Origin of the sequence: Pseudomonas sp. JV414 (assembly GCF_032424305.1) — a bacterium.
GTDB classification, from domain to species: domain Bacteria; phylum Pseudomonadota; class Gammaproteobacteria; order Pseudomonadales; family Pseudomonadaceae; genus Aquipseudomonas; species Aquipseudomonas lini.
Window position 1 is genome coordinate 379,835 of record NZ_VYKC01000002.1, and the last position, 20,285, is coordinate 400,119.

Annotated in this window: 15 protein-coding genes; 8 read left to right on the forward strand and 7 right to left on the reverse strand. The window is 57.1% G+C overall.

The genetic code is table 11. The annotated features are described in order from the left end of the window. The first annotated feature begins 12 nt into the window (after window positions 1-12). The 5 genes from proW to F6R97_RS02705 all read left to right on the forward strand — a co-directional run bounded on the left by proW (window position 13) and on the right by F6R97_RS02705 (window position 5,858). Window positions 13-978, forward strand: a complete 966-nt coding sequence (proW, locus tag F6R97_RS02685) for a glycine betaine/L-proline ABC transporter permease ProW (RefSeq protein ID WP_038982995.1) — start codon at window positions 13-15, stop codon at window positions 976-978. Between the two features lie 67 nt (window positions 979-1,045). Beyond that, a complete protein-coding gene (gene proX, locus F6R97_RS02690; protein ID WP_080772124.1) occupies window positions 1,046-2,089 on the forward strand; it encodes a glycine betaine/L-proline ABC transporter substrate-binding protein ProX in 1,044 nt (347 codons plus the stop codon). Between the two features lie 86 nt (window positions 2,090-2,175). Then, window positions 2,176-3,549 carry an MmgE/PrpD family protein gene (locus tag F6R97_RS02695; protein ID WP_315865991.1) on the forward strand — a complete coding sequence of 458 codons (1,374 nt, stop codon included), beginning with the start codon at window positions 2,176-2,178 and terminating at the stop codon, window positions 3,547-3,549. Window positions 3,550-3,573: 24 nt separating this feature from the next. Continuing rightward, window positions 3,574-4,608, forward strand: a complete 1,035-nt coding sequence (locus tag F6R97_RS02700) for a GlxA family transcriptional regulator (protein WP_048393030.1) — start codon at window positions 3,574-3,576, stop codon at window positions 4,606-4,608. Between the two features lie 98 nt (window positions 4,609-4,706). Then, window positions 4,707-5,858, forward strand: a complete 1,152-nt coding sequence (locus F6R97_RS02705) for an MFS transporter (protein ID WP_048393028.1) — start codon at window positions 4,707-4,709, stop codon at window positions 5,856-5,858. Between the two features lie 210 nt (window positions 5,859-6,068). Here the strand turns inward: F6R97_RS02705 and F6R97_RS02710 are convergent, their stop codons facing one another. After that, a complete protein-coding gene (locus tag F6R97_RS02710; protein ID WP_038982991.1) occupies window positions 6,069-7,370 on the reverse strand; it encodes an Nramp family divalent metal transporter in 1,302 nt (433 codons plus the stop codon). 354 nt (window positions 7,371-7,724) lie between these two features. Then, window positions 7,725-8,633, reverse strand: coding sequence for an AraC family transcriptional regulator (locus F6R97_RS02715; RefSeq protein ID WP_315865992.1), 909 nt, complete (start codon window positions 8,631-8,633; stop codon window positions 7,725-7,727). Between the two features lie 313 nt (window positions 8,634-8,946). Here F6R97_RS02715 and F6R97_RS02720 point away from each other — a divergent pair, with 313 nt between their 5' ends. After that, window positions 8,947-9,969, forward strand: coding sequence for an alpha/beta hydrolase (locus F6R97_RS02720; protein WP_038982990.1), 1,023 nt, complete (start codon window positions 8,947-8,949; stop codon window positions 9,967-9,969). 88 nt (window positions 9,970-10,057) lie between these two features. Continuing rightward, window positions 10,058-11,263, forward strand: coding sequence for an MFS transporter (locus tag F6R97_RS02725; RefSeq protein WP_315865993.1), 1,206 nt, complete (start codon window positions 10,058-10,060; stop codon window positions 11,261-11,263). Between the two features lie 72 nt (window positions 11,264-11,335). On the opposite strand, the gene F6R97_RS02730 is transcribed toward F6R97_RS02725, so the two are convergent. The 4 genes from F6R97_RS02730 to F6R97_RS02745 form a co-directional block, all read right to left on the reverse strand. Then, complete coding sequence (locus F6R97_RS02730; RefSeq protein ID WP_080772123.1) at window positions 11,336-11,488, reverse strand: short-chain dehydrogenase/reductase; 153 nt, start codon at window positions 11,486-11,488, stop codon at window positions 11,336-11,338. A gap of 110 nt (window positions 11,489-11,598) precedes the next feature. Further along, entirely contained in the window at window positions 11,599-14,685 is a 3,087-nt protein-coding gene (locus F6R97_RS02735) for an efflux RND transporter permease subunit (protein ID WP_315865994.1), read from the reverse strand. After that, window positions 14,682-15,803 carry an efflux RND transporter periplasmic adaptor subunit gene (locus F6R97_RS02740; RefSeq protein WP_038982987.1) on the reverse strand — a complete coding sequence of 374 codons (1,122 nt, stop codon included), beginning with the start codon at window positions 15,801-15,803 and terminating at the stop codon, window positions 14,682-14,684. The genes F6R97_RS02735 and F6R97_RS02740 overlap by 4 nt, the downstream gene beginning before the upstream one ends. Before the next feature lie 177 nt (window positions 15,804-15,980). Then, on the reverse strand, window positions 15,981-16,601 hold the full coding sequence (locus tag F6R97_RS02745; RefSeq protein ID WP_038982986.1) for a TetR/AcrR family transcriptional regulator: 621 nt from the start codon (window positions 16,599-16,601) through the stop codon (window positions 15,981-15,983). 87 nt (window positions 16,602-16,688) lie between these two features. On the opposite strand from F6R97_RS02745, the gene F6R97_RS02750 reads away from it, so the two are divergent. After that, window positions 16,689-18,158: an efflux transporter outer membrane subunit gene (locus F6R97_RS02750; RefSeq protein ID WP_315865995.1), complete on the forward strand. Its 1,470-nt coding sequence runs from the start codon at window positions 16,689-16,691 to the stop codon at window positions 18,156-18,158. Between the two features lie 951 nt (window positions 18,159-19,109). Here the strand turns inward: F6R97_RS02750 and F6R97_RS02755 are convergent. Beyond that, window positions 19,110-20,228 (reverse strand): PQQ-dependent sugar dehydrogenase, encoded by a 1,119-nt coding sequence (locus tag F6R97_RS02755; RefSeq protein ID WP_304576086.1) that lies wholly within the window; start codon window positions 20,226-20,228, stop codon window positions 19,110-19,112. Window positions 20,229-20,285 lie beyond the last annotated feature (57 nt).

The following is a 20,285-nucleotide window of genomic DNA, read 5'->3' on the forward strand; positions in this document are numbered from 1 at the left end:
CAGGTGATTAGCATGAACGAATTCAGCTTTCTAGACCCGTTTCAATCCATCAACGTCCCTTTGGGCCAATGGGTAGAAGTTGCCCTTAATTATATGGTTCAGAATTTCCGCGAGGTATTCCGCTCGATAAGATGGCCAATCGACCAGGTACTTAATGGTATTCAGTACGGACTACTGGCCATTCCTCCGTCAATATTCATTATTATCGCCACGCTCTTTGGCTGGCAGGTAGGCGGAAAAAGAATAGGTATTCTTTGCTTTGTTACTCTTACGCTATTAGGCGTGATCGGCGTGTGGAATGACGCCATGATTACCCTTGCTCTGGTGCTCACTTCACTGTTTTTCTGCGCAGTTATTGGCATACCACTAGGTGTCTTGTGTGCCCGTAGTGACCGACTGGAGATGCTTCTGCGTCCGGTACTCGACGCCATGCAAACGCTGCCCGCATTTGTTTACCTGGTACCCGTCGTGATGCTGTTTGGTATCGGCAACGTACCGGGCGTACTGGTCACGATCATCTTTTCGGTAGCACCACTCGTGCGGCTCACCAATCTGGGAATTCGCCAGGTACCGGAAGACAAGGTTGAGGCCGCCCGGGCATTCGGATGCACCCCACGCCAGATGCTGAGGCGGGTTCAACTTCCTTTAGCTGCACCGACGATCATGGCGGGCCTGAATCAGGCATTAATGTTGTCACTTTCCATGGTGGTGATCGCATCAATGATTTCGGTGGGCGGGTTGGGGATGATGGTGCTTCGCGGGATTGGTCGCCTTGATATGGGCTTGGCAACCGTCGGTGGATTGGGGCTGGTATTGCTGGCGATTTTCCTTGACCGCCTGACTCAGGCAATGGGCGAACGCAGTAACAGGGCGACCAAAGGTGAACACTGGTACCAGACCGGCCCGGCGGGTGTCATTTATCGCCTGAAGAGAAAAAACACTGTTACAAAAATAGAAGTTAGTCCCAAAGAAAGTTAACCCGCTTAGCGGCGCGTTGTGAACAAAAAGAAATGCCAACTTAGTAACCCAGCCAAGGTAAACGATAATGAACTTCACAACCTTCGGAATAAAACAGAAATTCATTCATTCTGTGGCGCTTTTAGTTTTAGCGGTATCACCTGTGTTTGCATCGGCCGCAACGGCGCAGGAGCCCGGAAAAGGGGTATCCATCACCCCGATCTTTCCGTCAATCGCCGAGGAGCGGTTTCGCGGAGAGATTGCAATGGCGGGTCTCAAGGAGTTGGGCTACGACGTTGAAACACCAAAGGAAACCGAGTACTCCACCATGATGGTTGCGCTTGCCAATGGTGACGCGGATTTCTCAGTGCATTTGTGGGAAGAACTGCACAAATCTTTCTACCAGAAGGCCGGCGGCGATGAGACGATGGTGAAAACCGGCGACATTATGCCGGGTGTGTTGCAGGGCTATATGATCGATAAGAAAACGGCTGATGAGTATCACATCACCACTATCGATGATTTGAAAAAACCAGAAATTGCCAAGCTGTTCGATAGTAATGGCGACGGTAAAGCCGACCTGACAGGTTGCAATCCCGGTTGGGGCTGTGAGCTCATCATTGCGCACCATATGAAAGCCTATGGCCTGGAAAAAACCGTCACAAATAACCAGGGTTCCTATTTTGCCCTGATGGCGGACACCATCGCTCGTTATAAACAAGGTAAGTCGATTCTCTACTACACCTGGGTACCTCAGTGGATCTCCGGTGTTCTGGTCGAAGGCAAAGATGTTGTCTGGTTAACCGTGCCGCGTACGGATCTTCCCGGTGGCAAAAACGATGTCAACACTACCTTTAATGGTAAAAACCTTGGTTTCGCCGTAGACAGTGTCAAAGCGGTTATTAACAAAGAGTTCGCCGAGAAAAATCCGGCTGCCGTGAAGTTCCTGTCTGAAATGCAGATCACTACCGACGATGAAAGCGCGCAAAATCTCAAAATGCACAATGGTGAAAAAAGTGCAGCTGACATTACTCGTCACGCCAAAGAATGGATCGCGGCCCATCGCGCGAAATACGACAGCTGGCTGGCAGACGCACGAGCCGCGGCTAATACCGCCACCGCAAAAAAATAGTCCCTTCATTTAAATCTGCATAAAAGGTTGCCCTGCCCCGGGCAACTTTTTATCCGTTTCGGCGTTCATCATTCAGGAATCATGAAATGCAGTTGTATTCATTCGTCCAGAATTTCAGTTACAAGGACGCGCCCCTGCATACACGCGAGTTGGTTAAAACTTGCCTGCTCGACATCATTGGTGTGGCCGCCGGTGCTCGCGACAATCAAACCAGCGTGATGCTCAAAACCTACGCGGACACCCACTACTCTGCCAACAAGCTGTCCAGCCGCCTTTGGTTCGACGGCAGAGCCGTACATCCATTGGGCGCCGCGTATGCAGGCGGTTTCTGCGTTGATAGCCTGGATGCACATGAAGGTCACTTCACCTCCAAGGGGCATGCGGGTGCAACCGTTGTCCCGGCCATTGTTGCATTGGTTGACGCGTATCGCAGTCAGGGCAAAGACATCAGTGGCGAAGAATTCCTCAGCGCACTGTGCATCGGTTACGAGACCGCCTTACGGGCGGGCCAGGCATTGATGGCCACTGCCCCTGAATATCATGCCTCAGGCGCCTTTTCCGGGATCGGGGTCGTTTGCGCTGGCGCCCGCTTGCTGAAGCTTGATGAAACGACGTTCCGTCATGCGCTGGGTATCGCGGAATACTTTGGCCCCAGGTGCCCGATGATGCGCCTGGTGAGCTTTCCGACGATGTTGCGTGATGCTCACGGCGCCGGGGCGTATGCCGGACTGAACGCACTACTGATGGCGCAGCTCGGTGTCACTGGCGCTCCTGCCGCCACCGTTGAACCTTTGGAGATTTCCACTTTCTGGCAGGACATTGGAACCCGCTGGGAAATCGACGAGCAATATTTCAAACCGTGGCCGGTATGTCGCTGGGCGCAACCGGCACTCACGGCCATGACCGATTTGATGCGAGCACATCCAGCCATCACTGCGGAGTTGATCGAGACCATTGATGTCGAAACGTTCCACGAGTCTGTGTGTTTGCAGGGGCATTTTCCGAAGAATGCGGACGAGGCCCAGTATGCGCTAGCGTTCCCGCTGGCTGCCTTGATCGTTCGCGGCAAGCTGGGGCCTAAAGAGGTCACCGGGGATTCCATTCATGCGCCAGACATCTTGAGTATCAGCGCGAAAATAACCCTTCATGAGGCGCCTGACCTGTCCACCAGGTTCCCGGAGGAAATTCTGTCCCGCGTCACGGTTACCCTGAAAGACGGCACGTGTCTTACGAGCCCAACCGCGACAGCCAAGGGCGACCCCGGCAACCCTATGTCGAGCGACGAATTCGCTGCTAAATACCATTTACTGGCTGATGACAGTCTGGGATCCACACTCAGCAATGCCATCAAGAACAGTGTTGAAGCATTGCCCGGTAGTGATGACTGCCAATCGTTCTTTGATTTGTTGCTGTCCGCTCCAAAAACCGCTCCCTGGATTCCGCAACGGTTTCTTGGCTAGTCGTTCAGGTGTCAAAGAGGATTTATGCCATTCGTATTCGAGAGCGTGCTCAAAGACAAAAACATGGGGTACTCCTATACGGCGGAGAAACCAGTAAAGCCGCAGGCAGTGACTCGTGTAGCTTTCGTGCTTTTGAACAATTTCTCGATGATGTCGTTCACCGGCGCTATCGATGCGCTGGTGACCGCCAACCTGATTAGCGAGACACCAGCGTTTGAGGTGTTGACTGTCGGCATCAGGAGCCGTCTGGTGATGAGCGATCTGGGTATTGCGATTTCAGCAGACTTGGAGCTTTCACAACTACCGGATCGTATCGACGTTCTGATTGTCGCCGGGGGTTTACGGGTCAAACTGATCAGCGACCCGCTATTACGTCGCAAGCTACGTAACGTCGCCTCTCTTGGCGCGACCATGGGCGGTTTGTGGAACGGTGCATTTTTCCTGGCGGAAGCTCAGCTTATGGATGGTGTCGAGTGTGCTTTCCATCCAGACGGGCGAGCGATGATGGAGGATGTTTTTCCCAAGGTGCTGGTCTCTTGTCGAACTCACGTAATAGACAAAAACCGTATCACGTGCGCCGGCGCCAGCAGCTCGTTACGCATGATGCTGGAGCTCATCACCGCTAAACAAGACGTGTCGCTGACCCATGCTGTCGAGGAAATACTCAGTTGCGATCAAACCTCTGAAGTCTCAGGGATATCGACCGTCATAGTTGACTCTGATCCCACCTTGCCACAAACCCTGAAGCTCGCTTTAGAACTGATGCAAAAGAACATCGAAGAGCCGCTATCGATCGACGAACTGGCTGAGTGTGTGAACATTTCCCGACGACAATTGGAGCGTCGCTTCTGCCGTTTTGTGGGTGCGACGCCCACACGCTACTACCTTGAGCTGCGCTTGACTCGAGCGCGGCAGCTTATTCTGCAGAGCAATCGGCCGATCACCGATATCGCGATTGCGACCGGCTTCTGTAGTTTCGCCAACTTCCATATGCGCTTTCGTGACTTCTTTGGCGTTGCGCCAAGCAGTTATAGAGCAACGTATGAGCGCAGGCGCTAAGTTTTCCGAAACCCGGGCACGCGACAAACATACGAAACCCGCACCGTCTAAGCCGAGTAAACGATGGCGAGCGTCATCGATAAGGATTACCTAGAATTATGAATGCTCCATCGCCGATATTGGTACCCACGGCTAACCACAGCGAGCGGATGTCTACACGCATCGCCTTCCTTATCGCGGGCTTACTCATGTCCGCATGGGCGCCTCTGGTCCCATTGGTTAAAGCCCGCGCTGGTCTGGACGATGGTGGCCTGGGGTTGCTGCTGCTTGGCCTGGGCGGTGGATCTATTGTGGCCATGCCCTTCGCTGGGTATCTCACTGCACACTATGGATGCCGACCGGTCGTAATCTGGGCGACGATTGTCTTGTGTGCCGTTTTTCCGCTGTTGAGCACCGTGGCGTGGCTGCCTGGCCTGGTCATCGCTGTCGTTATCTTCGGTGCCAGCATGGGCATGCTTGATTGCGCCATGAATATACAGTCCGTCATCGTCGAGAAAAACAGCGGGCAGGCACTTCAGTCCGGCTTCCATGGCCTTTACAGCGTCGGAGGCATATTGGGCGCCGGGGCGATGACCGCTCTGCTGACCTTGGGCCTGCATCCGTTGATTGCTGCGCTCTGCATCGTTGCCACAGTATTGGGAGCGCTTTACAAGGCTGCGCCTGCTTTTCTGACTTATGGCACTGAACGGGGTGGACCCATGTTCGCGGTGCCCAGGGGTATCGTGCTGTTTTTGGGAGCGCTCTGTTTCATCGTCTTCCTCACTGAAGGCGCAATCCTCGACTGGAGCGCGGTTTTCCTGGTCTCGAGCCGAGGGTTAGAGCCGAGCATCGCCGGTTTGGGCTACGCATCCTTCGCCGCTGCGATGACGGTGGGCCGCCTGACAGGAGATGCCATCGTCAGCAAACTTGGCGGTGTGCGCGTCGTTGCACTTGGCGGACTCTGCGCAGCCGCAGGCATGGTGGTGTCGCTTGGGATCGAAGGTTGGGTCGCGTCCTTGATTGGCTACGCTCTGGTCGGTGCTGGATGCTCAAACATTGTCCCAGTGCTCTTTACCGCTGTAGGCCGCCAGCAACGGATGCCACAGGCGGTAGCCATCCCCGCTGTCATCTCGATGGGCTACGCGGGCATTCTGATCGGTCCCGTATTTATCGGAGCGGTCGCCCATCTAAGCACCTTGTCATTCGCTCTGGGTTGCGTGAGTGTTCTGCTGGTTTTTGTTAGTGCGACCGCTCGATTACTTCGCAATTAACCGAATCTTTTCAGGCGCGCTTTCAACCCAAAAGCGAGGATGTTTCAAGATCGGCATACGACGGATTACTCTCGTCGCCGTAATTGACCAGCCAGAAAGTCGAGAAAGGAACACCGGATGCTTTATTTTCAGGAAATGTTAGGCATAGCCGTGTTTTCTGACTGAACGTTGGCCGTCGAGGAGACGTTGCGTCCCCTCGGCGGCAGGGTGTCAGGTAAACAGATCGACGCCCAACTGGAAGGCGACCCACAGCGCGAGGCCTGTAGCAAAAAGCAGCGCGATGTTTTCAAACAGGTTGTTGCGATATTTCTTGTCCAGCAGCTTCTTCTGGTTGGACATGATCAGCAGGCCCAGGGAAATGACCGGCAAGCCAATGATGTTCAACGCGCTGACACCAATGGTCAGGGTCACGAAGTCCGGCATGCCTGGCAGTGACCAGATCAATGGCGTCACGAGGATGAACAGCATGAACCATTTATGCATCGGATCATGGTGAAACTCTTTGCCGTACTTCTCGCGACGCTTGGGGAGAACGTGTTGGAAAGCATCGGTAATCAGCATCGGGAATGCAGTGGTCTTGCCGGAAATACTGGCAAACAGTGTCGCGAACACGCCGATAAAGAACACGTACCAACCCATCGGGCCGAAGAAAATTTCCAGCGCCTTGCCCAAGTCACCCAAGGTCTTCACCTCAATGCCGTTGGGCCGCAGGATTTCCGCGCCGACGATCCAGATGGCCAGGTTGATGACGATCCCGACGAACACTGCAAACAGCAAATCGTTACGTTGAACACGCTTGTGCTGCGGCCCTGTCCAGCCCTTTTGGCGCATGACATACGGATGCACGAAATTGGCAATGGAGCCTGCAACCGCGCCGATAACCGATACCGCCACCAGCAGCGCGCCATGCACGCCCTCATCCGGCGGGATGCTGAAGCCGATGGTGCCTTTGACGATGCCGACGACATCGGGACCGGACATCACGGCCAAGGCAATAAAGGCCAGGGTCATGATCGCCAGCAGCACCTTCATCACGCCTTCGATCATCGAATAAATATTTCGACCCACCAGCATCCACACCGCGAGTACCACCGCCAGTGAACACAGCAGTGGCTGGTCGATTTTCAACAGCATCGCCAGCGACTCACCCGCCCCCTTGATCATGTAGGCGTTCATCAAGTGCCCCATCAGCAGGGCATAGACGAGCATGAACCAGGCGAAAAAGGGATTCAGCTGCGCATAGCCTTGCAGGATGGTCATGCCCTGGTTATTGCACAACTGGAAGCGAGCGATGATGTTGACGATCAGGTATCTCAAGAGCAGAGAGACCGCCAGCACCCACATCATTGCGTAACCGTAATTGGCACCGGCCACGGACGACGTGATCAGGTCACCAGCGCCCAGCCAGGACAGTACGGCGATGATTCCGGGGCCCAGCAGTTTGAGAATTCGGGAAAATCGGTTTTGAGCGGGCGCCGCAGCCTGGCCTTCGACGGAAGGAATGCTCGTCATAGAGGGTATCTCCATTTATTTTTTTTGTGAGAACGAGCGCAGTCGAACACAACAGATAAGACGTCGTACAACATTTCTTATACAAGTGTGTTTAGAAATGTTTCAAGCTCGCGGGTTGGCGTCGGGCTGCGTGGATGGCATCGAACCGGGACAAAGTCACGTAAACAATGCGCCTGACCACTACATCTCTTTCCAACCTGAGAAAAACAATATGTTCGGGCGGAAAAAGACGCGACGCATGGAGGTCTGGAGTTGGCTCATGCCGACCTCCATGGTTTGGCGGTCATCCATAAAACGCAGCGCAACGTGTTTGCCGTGAACCCACCACCATTTTTGAATGACCTCACCCTGTCGCTAGCCTGCCCCTCGCAACACTGCGATATCTCGTTTAGGCGCGACTCCAAACAGTCGGCTGTATTCGCGGCTGAACTGCGAAGGGCTCTCATAGCCGACTTTGAACGCCGCGCTCGATACATCCTGATGCTCGTTGAGCATCAAGCGCCTCGCCTCGTTCAACCGTAGCCATTTCTGGTACTGCAATGGGCTCATCGCGGTGAGCTGACGGAAATGGTGGTGAAAGGTCGGCGTGCTCATCTGTACCCGGGCGGCAAGGTCGTCGACGCGAAGGGCCAAGGTGTAATTCAACTTCAGCCAATCAATGGCTTTGGCGATTCGATAGCCCTGGCCGTCGACAGAAGTGATTTGTCGCAACCTGCCCGCCTGATCACTTTTCAAGAGACGGTAGTGAATTTCACGCTGGATCAAAGGGGCGAGAACAGGAATAGCTTCCGGCTCATCGAGCAGCGCCAACAAGCGCTCGAACGGCGCCAGCATGGCTGCGGTCACTGAACCGATGCCTACCCCTTTCGCGACTGAACGTTCACGGGTGGGCGGCAGGTCACTCTGCGCAATCAGCTCTGCCAGCATGCGCAAATCGAGCTTGAACGTCAGCCCCAGGCACGGTTGCTCCGGGCTCGCCGCTAGCACCTGCGAGTTGGCCGGCAAATCCAGTGAGGTGACCAGAAAACGCGAGGTGTCATACGGATAACCCTCACCGCCTACCCACAGCTGTTTCTCGCCTTGGGCGACAAGAATGATGCTCGGTTCGACCATGCAAACAACGGGCGGCGACGGGTGTTCGCGCCTGAAGAAGCCGAGGCCCGCAATCGAGGTTGCGTAGTCACCGGGTTTCAAGACCCGCGAGCCAATGATCTGGGCGAGCGCCTCCTGGGGCGATGCGGCGGTTTCGTGTTGGGTCATCATGTTCGTCTCGTACCTCTTCGCTGAACTCTAACTCGCCCACACGCAAGCGTCCTGCAATAGAACGCAGACTCATAGAATCAGGCAAGTAATCCAGCGGATTGCACTACAGAGCCTCTGGGCAGAGCGGGAGAATGTTCATCCGACACACCATCGAGGACTCTCCCATTCTTGTACAAGCCTATGGTGCTCATGCGGGCGACAAACCCCTTGAGCCTTTGCAGATCATTCGCCGTTCCCCGTGATCGACAACGCCACATTGGCTGGCCAAGCGAAAGACGCCAGCGAATAACCACTCAATCGAAAGGACTATCCAGTGAAAGGCATTTTGCTTGCCCTCGGGCTGCTTGTTACCTCTTTTTCTTCAATGGGCGCCGATAGGTCGAACGGCGCAGAGAATTTCTACAAAAGCGAAAAAGTGACGGTGGAGAAGGTCACCTTTAAGAATCAGTACGGTATGAACGTGGCGGGCAATCTGTTCACTCCGAAGGGCCTCGACCCGAAATCAAAAAATGCCGCCATCATCGTCGGTCACCCCATGGGCGCGGTAAAGGAACAGAGTGCAAACCTGTACGCCACCAAAATGGCCGAGCAGGGATTTGTCACGCTGTCGCTGGATTTATCCTTCTGGGGTGAAAGCGAGGGCACGCCTCGTCAGGCAGTCTCGCCTGATATCTACGCCGAAGACTTCAGTGCCGCCGTGGACTTTCTCGGCACTCGACCCATTGTTGATCGTGAGCGTATCGGTGTTATCGGCATCTGTGGCAGCGGCAGCTTCGCCATCAGCGCGGCCAAGATTGATCCGCGTCTCAGGGCCATCGCCACCGTCAGCATGTACGACATGGGCGCGGCCAATCGTAATGGTCTCAAGCACGGTGTAACGGCTGAACAGCGCCAGCAGATCATTCGCGAGGCGGCGCAGCAGCGCGACGTGGAGTTCCAGGGTGGCCAGACCCGCTATACCAGCGGCTCACCACTCAAACTGACCGGAAACGCCGTGGGTGACGAGTTTTACGACTTCTACCGCACTCCACGAGGAGAGGTTACGCCTGCCGGTGCGTCGGCGCAGACAACCACCATGCCGACGCTGACCAGCAACGTGAAATTCATGAACTTCTATCCGTTCAACGACATCGAGACGATCTCCCCTCGCCCGCTGCTGTTCATTGCTGGCGCCCAGGCCCACTCACTCGAGTTCAGTGAGGACGCCTACAAACGCGCTGCCGAACCCAAAGAACTGCTCATCATTCCTGATGCCGGGCATGTGGATCTCTACGACCGAGTCAACCTCATTCCATTCGCCAAGTTGACCTCGTTCTTCAAAAGCAACCTGAAGTAGCCTGATCGGCGCCCTGGCCGGGCACCGGCTCTCTCTCGCGGCCTCGTTCACGGGGCCGCGACGCTTCGCGCATGACAGGATTCAATCAATGACCAACCACTCTCCCGTCCCCCGGAAAGCCGAACAGTCGTGGGGCGCCGTATTCGCCATGTCACTTGCAGCCTTCGTGCTGGTGGCGTCGGAATTCATGCCCGTCAGCCTGCTGACGCCGATTGCCGCCGATCTGCATATCACCGAGGGGCAAGCGGGCCAGGGCATTTCTGTCTCTGGGCTGTTTGCGCTGTTCGCCAGCCTCCTGATCGCTTCGGTGGCGGCGCGGGTCGACCGCAAACCTCTGCTGTTGTCTCTGACTGTGCTGATGATCGTCTCGGGAACAGTGGTCGCTTTCGCGCCGAATTACTGGGTATTCATGATCGGCCGCGCGTTGATCGGGGTAGCGATAGGCGGCTTCTGGTCGCTGTCGGCGGCAACCGCCATGCGCCTGGTGCCTGAAGACCAGATCACTCGCGCCATGGCAATCGTCAACGGCGGCAACGCTCTGGCAACAGTGATTGCAGCGCCGTTGGGCAGTTTCCTTGGCGAGTTGATCGGCTGGCGCGGTGCCTTCTTGTGCGTCATCCCGGTCGCGGTAATCGCCTCTGTCTGGCTTCTGTTTAGCCTCCCGGCGATGAAGTCGCAAAGTGGTTCAGGCACTGGGAATGTCTTCAGGCTGATGAAAAGCCTACCGGTCGCGTTAGGCATGGTGGCGGTCAGTGTCTTTTTCATGGGTCAGTTCATGCTGTTTACCTACCTGCGCCCGTTCCTTGAAACGGTCACGCACGCCAGTGTTTCCATGCTCTCGCTGATGTTGCTCGTCCTCGGTCTGGCGGGCCTCGCGGGAACCTTCCTGATTGAAGCCTTCTTGAAAAATGGCCTGCATCGCACCCTCATCGTCATACCGATCTTGATGGCAACGATCGCACTGGCGCTCGTTTCATTCGGCAGCTCGGCGGCGACCACTACTGTCTTGTTGGGTCTCTGGGGACTGGTTGCAACGGCGGCCCCGGTGGGATGGTGGACATGGCTGGCCAGAACATTGCCAGAGGCTGCTGAAGCGGGAGGCGGCTTAATGGTGGCGATCATTCAACTGGCCATTGCCTCGGGTGCAACCGTTGGCGGGCTGGTGTTTGACTCGAGCGGCTATCGAGCCACCTTCGAGTTGAGCGCCGCGTTGCTGGGCGTGGCGGCTGCTCTTGCCTTCCTGGCTGCACGCGCAGCCACGCGGGAGCCGGTTGCATCGGTGAACATCGCATGAAAAAACCACAAGACACGCCAAGGCGTTTCTTGTGGTTCCGGTGGAGCAATCGTTCACAGGCTGGACGGTAAATCAGCGTGCGCTGTCGATGATTTGGCCACTGTCCGGCGTCAGGCTGTATCCCGTCAGAAATTGCCCATCCTTGCTGGCGAGGAACAGCACCACCGGCGCAATATCTTCCTCCGGCGATCCATAACGGCCAAGTACGTTAGCGGGCGCAGGCACATCGGCCGCTCTTCGTCATGACCCCGCTTATCAGGGCCATGATTTCGCGTTGTCTTCGGCCAGCCTTGAGAAGGCGTAACGCTCGCCCTCGCGAACGTTTGCCCGCTCAATCAGGCAGGACGTACATGTGTCGAGAGTTCCTGTGAGGCTTCAGACTTGATCTTGAACCAGAGGGCGTACATCGCTGGCAGGAACACCAGGGTCAGCACGGTGCCGGCAAACGTACCGCCAATCAGGGTGTACGCCAGCGTTCCCCAGAACACCGAATGGGTCAGCGGAATGAACGCCAGCATCGCCGCCAACGCCGTGAGAATCACGGGCCTCGCGCGCTGCACAGTGGCTTCGACCACTGCGTCATAAGGCGACAGGCCGGCTTGCTCATTGGAGTGAATCTGGCCAATGAGGATCAGCGTGTTGCGCATCAGAATCCCTGACAAGGCAATCAATCCCACCAAGGCGTTGATCCCGAACGGCTGCTGGAACAACAGCAGAATTGGCACCACTCCAATCAGGCCCAAAGGCGCGGTGGCGAACACCATCATCATTGCCGACATCGAGCGCACCTGAATGATGATGGTCAGCAACATCAGCGCGATCATGATCGGGAACAACGGCAGCAATGCCTTGTTTGCTTTACCCGACTCCTCGATCGCGCCAGCAAACTCAATGCGGTAGCCCGCCGGCAGTTTTTCGATGATCGGCTGCAACTGCGTTATCAAGGCGTTGGAGACATCGGGGGGCTGAAGACCTTCAGCCACGTCACCGCGCACGGTGATGGTCGGCGTCCGATCACGACGCCGCAGGATGGGCTCCTCCATGCGCACATCCACCGCCCCTACCTGGGACAGCGACACGCGCTGGCCTTGAGCGCCGGTCAGCGTGAAGGCGGCAATTTTCGACGGATCCAGACGCGTCTCCCCAGCGGAGCGAGCCACCACCTGAACAGCACGAATGTCCTCACGCACCTCGGTGACAGGCACCCCCGTTATCAGGAATTGCAACTGTTGCGCGACATCGCTCGAGGTCAAGCCGAATGCTTGCAGGCGATCCTGATCCAGCGTGAGATGAAGTGCCGGTGCGCGCTCGCCCAAGTCGGTGTTGACGGTCCTCATCAGGGGGCTGGCGCTCATGACAGCACGCACCTGCGCGGCGATATCTCGTAACACCGCGGGGTCGGCGCCCATCACCCGGAAGGCCACCGGATACGGTGAATAAGGACCAAATACCAACTGCGTTACCCGCACCCGAGCTTCAGGCGCCAAGCCATCGGCCGCGGCTTGTCTGAGGCGGAGCTTGAGCGCTTCACGCTCTTGCTGATTCGCGGTCAGGACGACGATTTTGGCGAAGGATGGATCGGGTAGTTCAGGGGCCATCGCCAAGTAGAAGCGCGGCGCGCCCTGGCCAATGTAAGCGGTGACGATCCTGGCCTCCGGCTGCTGAGCCAACCACGCCTCGACCTTGGCCGCCGCCACATCAGTCTGTTCGATAGAGGTGCCGTAAGGCATCTGCACCTCAACCAACACCTCAGGTCGGTCGGACGTTGGGAAGAACTGCTTGTTGACCACGCCCATGCCCAGAATCGCAACAACGAACAAGCCCACGACGGATGTCGCCACCAGGCCTTTGCGGCGGATCACACCGCCCAGCAGGCGCCTGAAACGCTGGTAGTTCGGCGTACCGTAAATCGCCGTATGCCCGCCTTCAGGCACCTTGATCTGCGGCAGCAGTTTGACGCCCAGGTAAGGGGTAAACACCACGGCCACCACCCAGGAAGTGATCAGCGCAATGCCAACGATCCAGAACATGTTCGCGGTGTACTCACCAGCGGTCGACTTGGCAAAACCGTTGGGCATAAAGCCGATCGCCGTCACCAACGTCCCCGACAACATCGGCGCGGCCGTGTGGCTCCAGGCATAAGCGGAGGCCTTGATTCGGTCGTAGCCCTCCTCCATCTTCACCACCATCATTTCAATGGCAATGATTGCATCGTCCACCAGCAGCCCCAGCGCCAGAATCAACGAGCCAAGGGTAATTCGATCGAAGTCCTTGCCCGTGGCCGCCATGACAATGAACACGGCCGCCAGGGTCAGCGGCACCGCCGCGGCAACCACAACGCCAACACGCCAGCCCATGCTGAGAAAACACACCAGCAGCACCACGCCCAAGGCAGCAAAAAACTTCACCATGAACTCGTTGACGGATGCGCCAATATTCACCGCCTGATCCGTGACCTTGGTCAAGCTCATGCCCAAAGGCATTTGCTCGTTGATCGCTGTCGCCTCAGCCTCCAGCGATTTCCCCAAATCCAGACCGTTCCAGCCATCGCGCATAACCACGCCGAGCAACAATGCGGGCTCGCCATTGTTGCGTACCAGGAACGTCGCAGGGTCCTCATAACCGCGCTTGACCTCAGCCACATCGGACAACTTGAGGGTTCTGCCCTGCACCGTCAGTGGGGTATTGCGAATCTTCTGCAGGTCATCAAACGCGCCATCCAGGCGGATGAAAACCTGTGGGCCCTTCGCTTCAACTGAGCCGGCCGGCGTTATCATGTTTTGCGTGTTCAACGCACTGAAGATGTCTCGTGCGGAAATGCCCAGTGTCGCCAAACGCTCGTAGGACAGCTCGACAAAAATGCGCTCGGCCTGTTCACCGATGATGTTGACCTTCTTCACACCCGCCACATGCAGCAGACGCTGGCGTAAGCTCTCGGCTTCGCGCACCAACAGACGTTGCGGCTCGCCCTTGGCCTTGAGCGCATAGAGCGCGAAGGTGACATCGGAATACTCATCATTGACCATCGGGCCGATCACCCCGGACGGCAACCCCTTCTGCTCATCCAGGATTTTCTTGCGCGCCTGGTAAAACTCCTCCTGGACGGCTGAGGGCGGCGTGCTGTCGAGCAGGTACACCGTAGTGAATGCCAAGCCGGGCCGGGTAAAGGTCTCGGTCCGATCGTACCAACGCAGCTCTTGCATGCGTTTTTCCAGCTTTTCTACCACCTGATCTTGCATCTCCTGGGCCGTCGCCCCAGGCCAGGCGGTGACCACCGTCATTTGTTTAATGGTGAATGCGGGGTCTTCCGCACGCCCCAATTTGAAGAAGGCGTACAACCCACCCACAGAAATCAGCAGGATCAAAAACAGGGTGATCGAGCGCTCGCGTACGGCCAGCGCCGAAAGATTGAAGCCGCTCATCGACTCACCTCAACCACCGTTTTTTGCGTGGCACCGGCAAGTTCTGTCCTGACTTTCTCTCCCTCATTCAATAGGTGCGCACCCAATGCGACGACACGATCACCCACCTGCAGATCACCCGTCACGCGCACGCTGGCCTCGTTACTCAGGCTGCGAACCTTGACCGGGCGCCATGCCACCTGCTCAGGTTCCCCGCCCACCACCCAGACCCCCGGGCCTTTACCGGCGTCGTAGAGGGCCCCCATGGGCACCTGTAATTCCTTGGCATCAGCAACATCCGTGTCAGCGATAACCACCGAGATCGTCGAACCCAGGGTGGCGTTGGAGAGCCCCCCCTCCAGCACATAACGCGCTTCAAACGTTCGGGTCTGTCGGTCGGCAGAGTCGGACAACTGGCGTAAACGCGCTTTACCTGCAGTCTGGTGCTGGCCGTATAGCTCAACCGTCGCCGCCGAGCCCAGCGCAGGACGTAGCGTCTCGGGTAACTGGATAACGGCTTCGCGCTGCCCTGAGTGGGCAACACGCACCACCACCTGACCTGCACCAACCACCTGCCCCGGCTCCGCCAAGGTATCCACTACCACCCCGTCAGCATCCGCCAGCAACGTCGAATAACCGGTCGCGTTTTTCGCCACATCAGCCTGGGCCTGGGCAGCGTTGAGTTGGGCTTTCGCCGAGTCGGCAGCCGCTTTAAACCCTGCGTAAGCTGAAGCAGATACCGCTCCGACGGACACCAGATCACGGTAGCGACGCTCATCATCGGAGGCCTGCCGGGCTCGGGCCATAGCGGCCAGCACCGATTCCTGTTGCGCCCTCGCGGTCAGCGTCAGGTCGTTGGCATCGATGCGCATGAGGGGCTGCCCGCGCTTGACACTCTGCCCAGCATCCACCAAACGCTCCAAGACCTTCCCAGGTACCCGAAAACCGAGATCGCTCTGAACTCGAGCCGCGACGACACCGGTGAATACCCGTGCCGCAGGCGCTGAGGGTTGAACCACGCCGATGCGCACCAAGGGCACTTGAAGGCGAGGATCGGCAGGCGTGGCCGCGTTGCAGGCCGCTAGGGCAAACGGCAACAAGCCAATGAAAATGAATGACAGGTGGGGGCGCGGGATCATAGAGACCTCTCAGTAGCGGATGCCCCATGCTTATTCAAGTGACCAATTATGTCAATAGTCACTACCAAGACGAATGAACATCGCCCACTTGATCAGAGCAAGGCAAAGAGGCTTGATATCCAGTTTTTTTAGGCGCACACGCTGATACGGATGCGCAGCGCATCCGTCAGCAGAGGTTCAAGGCATCAGGCTGCGCAGAACAAGATTGGAGATGAGCGAAGGGGCTTCTTCAACAAAATCGAGGTTGTACTGCAATAGCAGAGGATTGATGAAGGGTCGCAGAGCGAGATGAATCGCCTCTACCGTCTCGTCCAGCGGTGTCTTGCGTTCAAACTCGCCGAGTTCTCGCCCCTCACGCACGATTTGCAACACGAAGCTCTTGATCTGAGCGTCATAGACTTGCGAGCTCGGCCAGCGCTCCGAGGCGGAGAACGCCGCGATGTCATAGAGTTTACGGTCATTAAAGAACAGGCTCACACCTGTGGCGATCAGGGTTTTGACCAATCGCCGAAAACGCTCAGTCTGCGAGATGCCGTCTGCATTGATGGCTTGCTCCACAGCTGCAACGATTTCCGTCAGGCAATTGGTACAGATAGCGTTACCAATCGCCTGCTTGGATTCAAAAAACTTGTAGATGTAAGCCTTGGAAAAACCGATGGCCTTGGCTAGGTCAGAAACCGTTGTCTTGCCGTAACCGTACTGACTGAAATGCTCGTTGGCCGCCGCGACAATCTGGTCTCGAATGTCGTGATCGGCTGGGCCACGGGCGCTGGGCGAAGAAACGGATGGCTGATTCATGCGAGCAGCTTACTCATCCTAAAGGTGGTTGACAACTTGTGACCAAATTGTAATATCGTCACAAACCGACCCTTTCGCAGGTATCGCATGCACCCTCCTCCTCGTTTCGCCGTCTTACTGTGTTTGGGCATGGTTGCAGGTTGCGCAGTGGGCCCCGACTACTCAAAACCCAGCGTGGAATTGCCCGAGCATTTCTCGGCGCAAACGTCCAAGGCACGACAACTGGCCGCCGCAAATGCCGATCTCGCCGCTTGGTGGAACGCATTTAATGACCCAATACTCAGTCAGCTGATAAATCGAGCACTTGAACAGAACCTCGATTTAGCCCAGGCAAACGCAAGGATCGAGCAGGCTCGCGCCGGTTTGGGAGCAGCTAACGCAGCCCTCCTGCCGTCGGCCACCGTCAACGGTCAAGCGGCCCGCGCCCGTCAGTCATTGGAGACTCCGTTGGGCCAATTGCTGAATTCAGACCCTTCCTATAATCGCTACGGCAGTGCCTATGATGCGAACTTGAATGCCGGCTGGGAGCTGGATGTGTTTGGCGGGCTGCGCCGAGGTAAAGAAGCCGCCTTCGCCGATTATCAGGCCTCGCAAGCCGGAGCGATTGCCACACGCCTGGCGGTGGTCGCGCAGACAGCCGATCTTTACATCAGCATCCGTGGCCTTCAAGCACGCCTGGAAATTGCCCGGCATCAAGTAGACACGCGACAACAACTGCTCACCACCATCGAACACCTCTATGCAAAAGGACTGGCAGCTGAACTGCAGTTGAACCAGACCCAAGGAGCGCTGAATCAAGCGCAGGCAACCGTGCCGGTACTGCAAGCTGGCCTTGACTCGGCAATGAACGCGCTGGATGTCATGCTGGGCAAGGCACCGGGCACTTATAGCGCGCAGTTGACTAAGCTGGCGCCCATCCCTGATGTGCCAGGCCTCGCCTACATGGGCTCTCCGGCCGACCTGCTGCGTCGGCGTCCAGACTTGATCGTCGCTGAGCGCCGTCTTGCGGCATCCAGCGCGCGCATCGGCGAAGCCATGTCCGAGTACTACCCCAAACTGTCTGTGGCTGCGCTGCTCGGCAGTGCTACCTCGGTATCCAGCGCAAACCTGTTCAGCAACGGCGCCAGTCAGGCTTCGGCGGCACTGGGATTACGCTGGCGGCTGTTCGATTTTGGCCGCATCAACGCCCAGATTGATTTGGCACAGGGCCAGGAAGCCGAAGCCCTGGCCGCTTACCGCCAGTCCGTTCTGCGGGCCTGCGAAGATGTGGAAAGCGCTGTTTCGGCACGGATCAACCGCGAGCAACAATCGACCCGACTCGCCCAGGGCGAGTCGGCGTATGCGAAAGCCAGAGCGACGTCGTTTGCCGCCTATGAAAAAGGCGTGGTCAGCTTGATCGAAGTGCTGGATGCAGATGAACATCTCCTAGCGGCATCTGATGGCAGAGCCCAGGCACAAACTGAATCGGCTCGCGCTGCAGTGGCCACGTTCAAAGCATTGGGTGGCGGTTGGCAGCGAGACGACTCAGGGGCGCGTGTTGCCTCAAAGGCACTATAAGGCCTTGGTTTCGACCCGTTTGGCATCGTGACGTGACGCAGTTCGGCCCAGTCGATAAGCGAGGTCATCATAGGGGCTAGCGCATGACCCAACCGGACTGATGTACTGGAAAATGCGCCTATTGGGGCTGGATCTGAGTGTTTTCGGGGTGGGCGCGGCAAAAAGTCAAAGAAAGACTTTTCTTTGGACGAAAAAAAATGGACCTCTTTTCAGAGATCCATTTTTTAATGCTTGGAGCGGGAAACGAGACTCGTATCTGGCGTCCGACCCATTGAAATCTAACGGGTTTCTTTTCTTGCCGAAGCAGGAAAAAACTTAATTCTGGACTTGTTTTTGAAGTATTTCAAGATCCAAGTCTGGTATGACACCAGCGTTGGAGTGGATCAATCACTGCACGCCGCATTCGATGCCCGCGCCGTTTACGCGGGGCTGACCATGGACTTCTAAGGGACATAGGTCAGGGAGCGTTATCGCAGGATGATCCTCCTCTTGGCAGACCTATCGGCGGTTGTCACCTTCTGCCGGTACAGTCTTACCCCCTGAAAGCACCGTCAATGGAATGCTCCATGAGCTCCTGCATTCGTATCAGAGCAAGCGCAAACCCAGCTGATTTCTTCGATGAGGTTATTCCAGAGGAGGTCTTGACCTGAACGGTTGGCGGTTGGAGTGATCAATACAAGGCCTGGGACGCTCCCGCCTGGTTCGAAAATGTGAGTTGACGGCCTCTCTGTTACCCTGAATGGGCTTCTCGCTTCTGTTTCCAGCGCTGGTGTCGAGATCCTGAAACACATTTCCCCACAGAACCGACCTGGCTGGTATCGTTCTCGACGATCAGCTTGATATCGCCGAGTTCCTCCTTGGGAGGCGGCGAGCGCAAGCCGTCGAAGAGGTTGCGGGCAGGCGTCGCGGCTTGCCGACGCTGCAGCTGCGCAATGCCTGCCCTGATGGCGCTCAGCGCGGCTGAAGACGCAGCAGTTTGCCATCCTGTTCGTCGGTGAGCACGTAGAGCAGGCCGTCAGGGCCCTGCCTGACATCCCGAATGCGGGCATGCCCGTCCTCCAGCAACTTGTGCTCGGCCACGACCTTACCGTCTTTCAGTTCGATACGGTCGAGGTAACCGAACTTGAGCGAACCGACGAAGAGATTGCCCTTCCATGCCGGCCCATAACGGTCGCTAGTCAGGAAGGCCATGCCGGACGGCGCGATCGAGGGCACCCAGTAATGCAGCGGCTGCTCCATGCCGTCCTTGGCGGTCAGGCCGTCGCCAATCTTCCCGCCGCCATAGTTTTCGCCGTAGGTGATGACCGGCCAGCCGTAGTTGCGCCCCGCCAGCGGAACGTTGATCTCGTCGCCGCCCTGCGGACCGTGATCGTTCATCCAGAAGCGGCCGTCCGGACCGAGCGTAGCGCCCTGGCTATTGCGATGGCCATAGCTCCAGATCTCCGGCAAGGCACCGGCGCGGTCGACGAAAGGGTTGTCGGCCGGTACCGCGCCGTCCTTCTGGATGCGCACCACTTTGCCCAAGTGGTTATCGAGTTCCTGCGCATCCTCCTTCCGGCTGTAACGCTCGCCCAACGTGACGAAAAGCGTCCCGTCCTTCGCCTCGACGATGCGGCAGCCGAAATGCGCGGAGCTGCTCACCTTCGGTCGCTGACTGAAAATCACCTGCAGGTTGTCGAGGCGCACCATGTTGCTCGACAGCGTCGCGCGTGCCACTGCCGTGCTATTGCCCGCGCCACCAGCGGCCGGTTCGGAAAAGCAGAAGTAGACCATGCGATTCACGTCGAAAGCACTGTCGGTCACGACATCCAGCAGCCCGCCCTGCCCGCCTGCCGCGATCGCCGGCAGCCCCTCAACCGGCGGGCCGATGCTCCCATCGGCACCAACCACCCGAAGCCGGCCCGGCCGTTCTGTCACCAAGTAGCGATTTGCCGGCAGAAAGGCCACTGCCCAGGGATTCTCCAATCCGGTTGCCACCCGCTCAGCCCGCACCTCGGCGGCCAGCGCGCTGACAGCAAAACCCATGGCAAGAAATGCTGGGACCAGAACCCACTCAAGTTTCAGATTCATGTCTGTTCCGATGGTTGATTTGACAGCCGCTAGCACACCCTACGAAGAAAGATATAA

Excerpts from the sequence above, each read along its gene's own strand:
- F6R97_RS02715 (WP_315865992.1), bottom strand. The coding sequence starts at position 8,633 with ATGATGACCCAACACGAAACCGCCGCATCGCCCCAGGAGGCGCTCGCC.
- proX (WP_080772124.1), top strand. The coding sequence starts at position 1,046 with ATGAACTTCACAACCTTCGGAATAAAACAGAAATTCATTCATTCTGTG.
- F6R97_RS02745 (WP_038982986.1), bottom strand. The coding sequence starts at position 16,601 with ATGAATCAGCCATCCGTTTCTTCGCCCAGCGCCCGTGGCCCAGCCGAT.
- F6R97_RS02725 (WP_315865993.1), top strand. The coding sequence starts at position 10,058 with ATGACCAACCACTCTCCCGTCCCCCGGAAAGCCGAACAGTCGTGGGGC.
- F6R97_RS02710 (WP_038982991.1), bottom strand. The coding sequence starts at position 7,370 with ATGACGAGCATTCCTTCCGTCGAAGGCCAGGCTGCGGCGCCCGCTCAA.
- F6R97_RS02750 (WP_315865995.1), top strand. The coding sequence starts at position 16,689 with ATGCACCCTCCTCCTCGTTTCGCCGTCTTACTGTGTTTGGGCATGGTT.
- F6R97_RS02740 (WP_038982987.1), bottom strand. The coding sequence starts at position 15,803 with ATGATCCCGCGCCCCCACCTGTCATTCATTTTCATTGGCTTGTTGCCG.
- F6R97_RS02755 (WP_304576086.1), bottom strand. The coding sequence starts at position 20,228 with ATGAATCTGAAACTTGAGTGGGTTCTGGTCCCAGCATTTCTTGCCATG.
- F6R97_RS02705 (WP_048393028.1), top strand. The coding sequence starts at position 4,707 with ATGAATGCTCCATCGCCGATATTGGTACCCACGGCTAACCACAGCGAG.
- F6R97_RS02700 (WP_048393030.1), top strand. The coding sequence starts at position 3,574 with ATGCCATTCGTATTCGAGAGCGTGCTCAAAGACAAAAACATGGGGTAC.
- proW (WP_038982995.1), top strand. The coding sequence starts at position 13 with ATGAACGAATTCAGCTTTCTAGACCCGTTTCAATCCATCAACGTCCCT.
- F6R97_RS02735 (WP_315865994.1), bottom strand. The coding sequence starts at position 14,685 with ATGAGCGGCTTCAATCTTTCGGCGCTGGCCGTACGCGAGCGCTCGATC.
- F6R97_RS02695 (WP_315865991.1), top strand. The coding sequence starts at position 2,176 with ATGCAGTTGTATTCATTCGTCCAGAATTTCAGTTACAAGGACGCGCCC.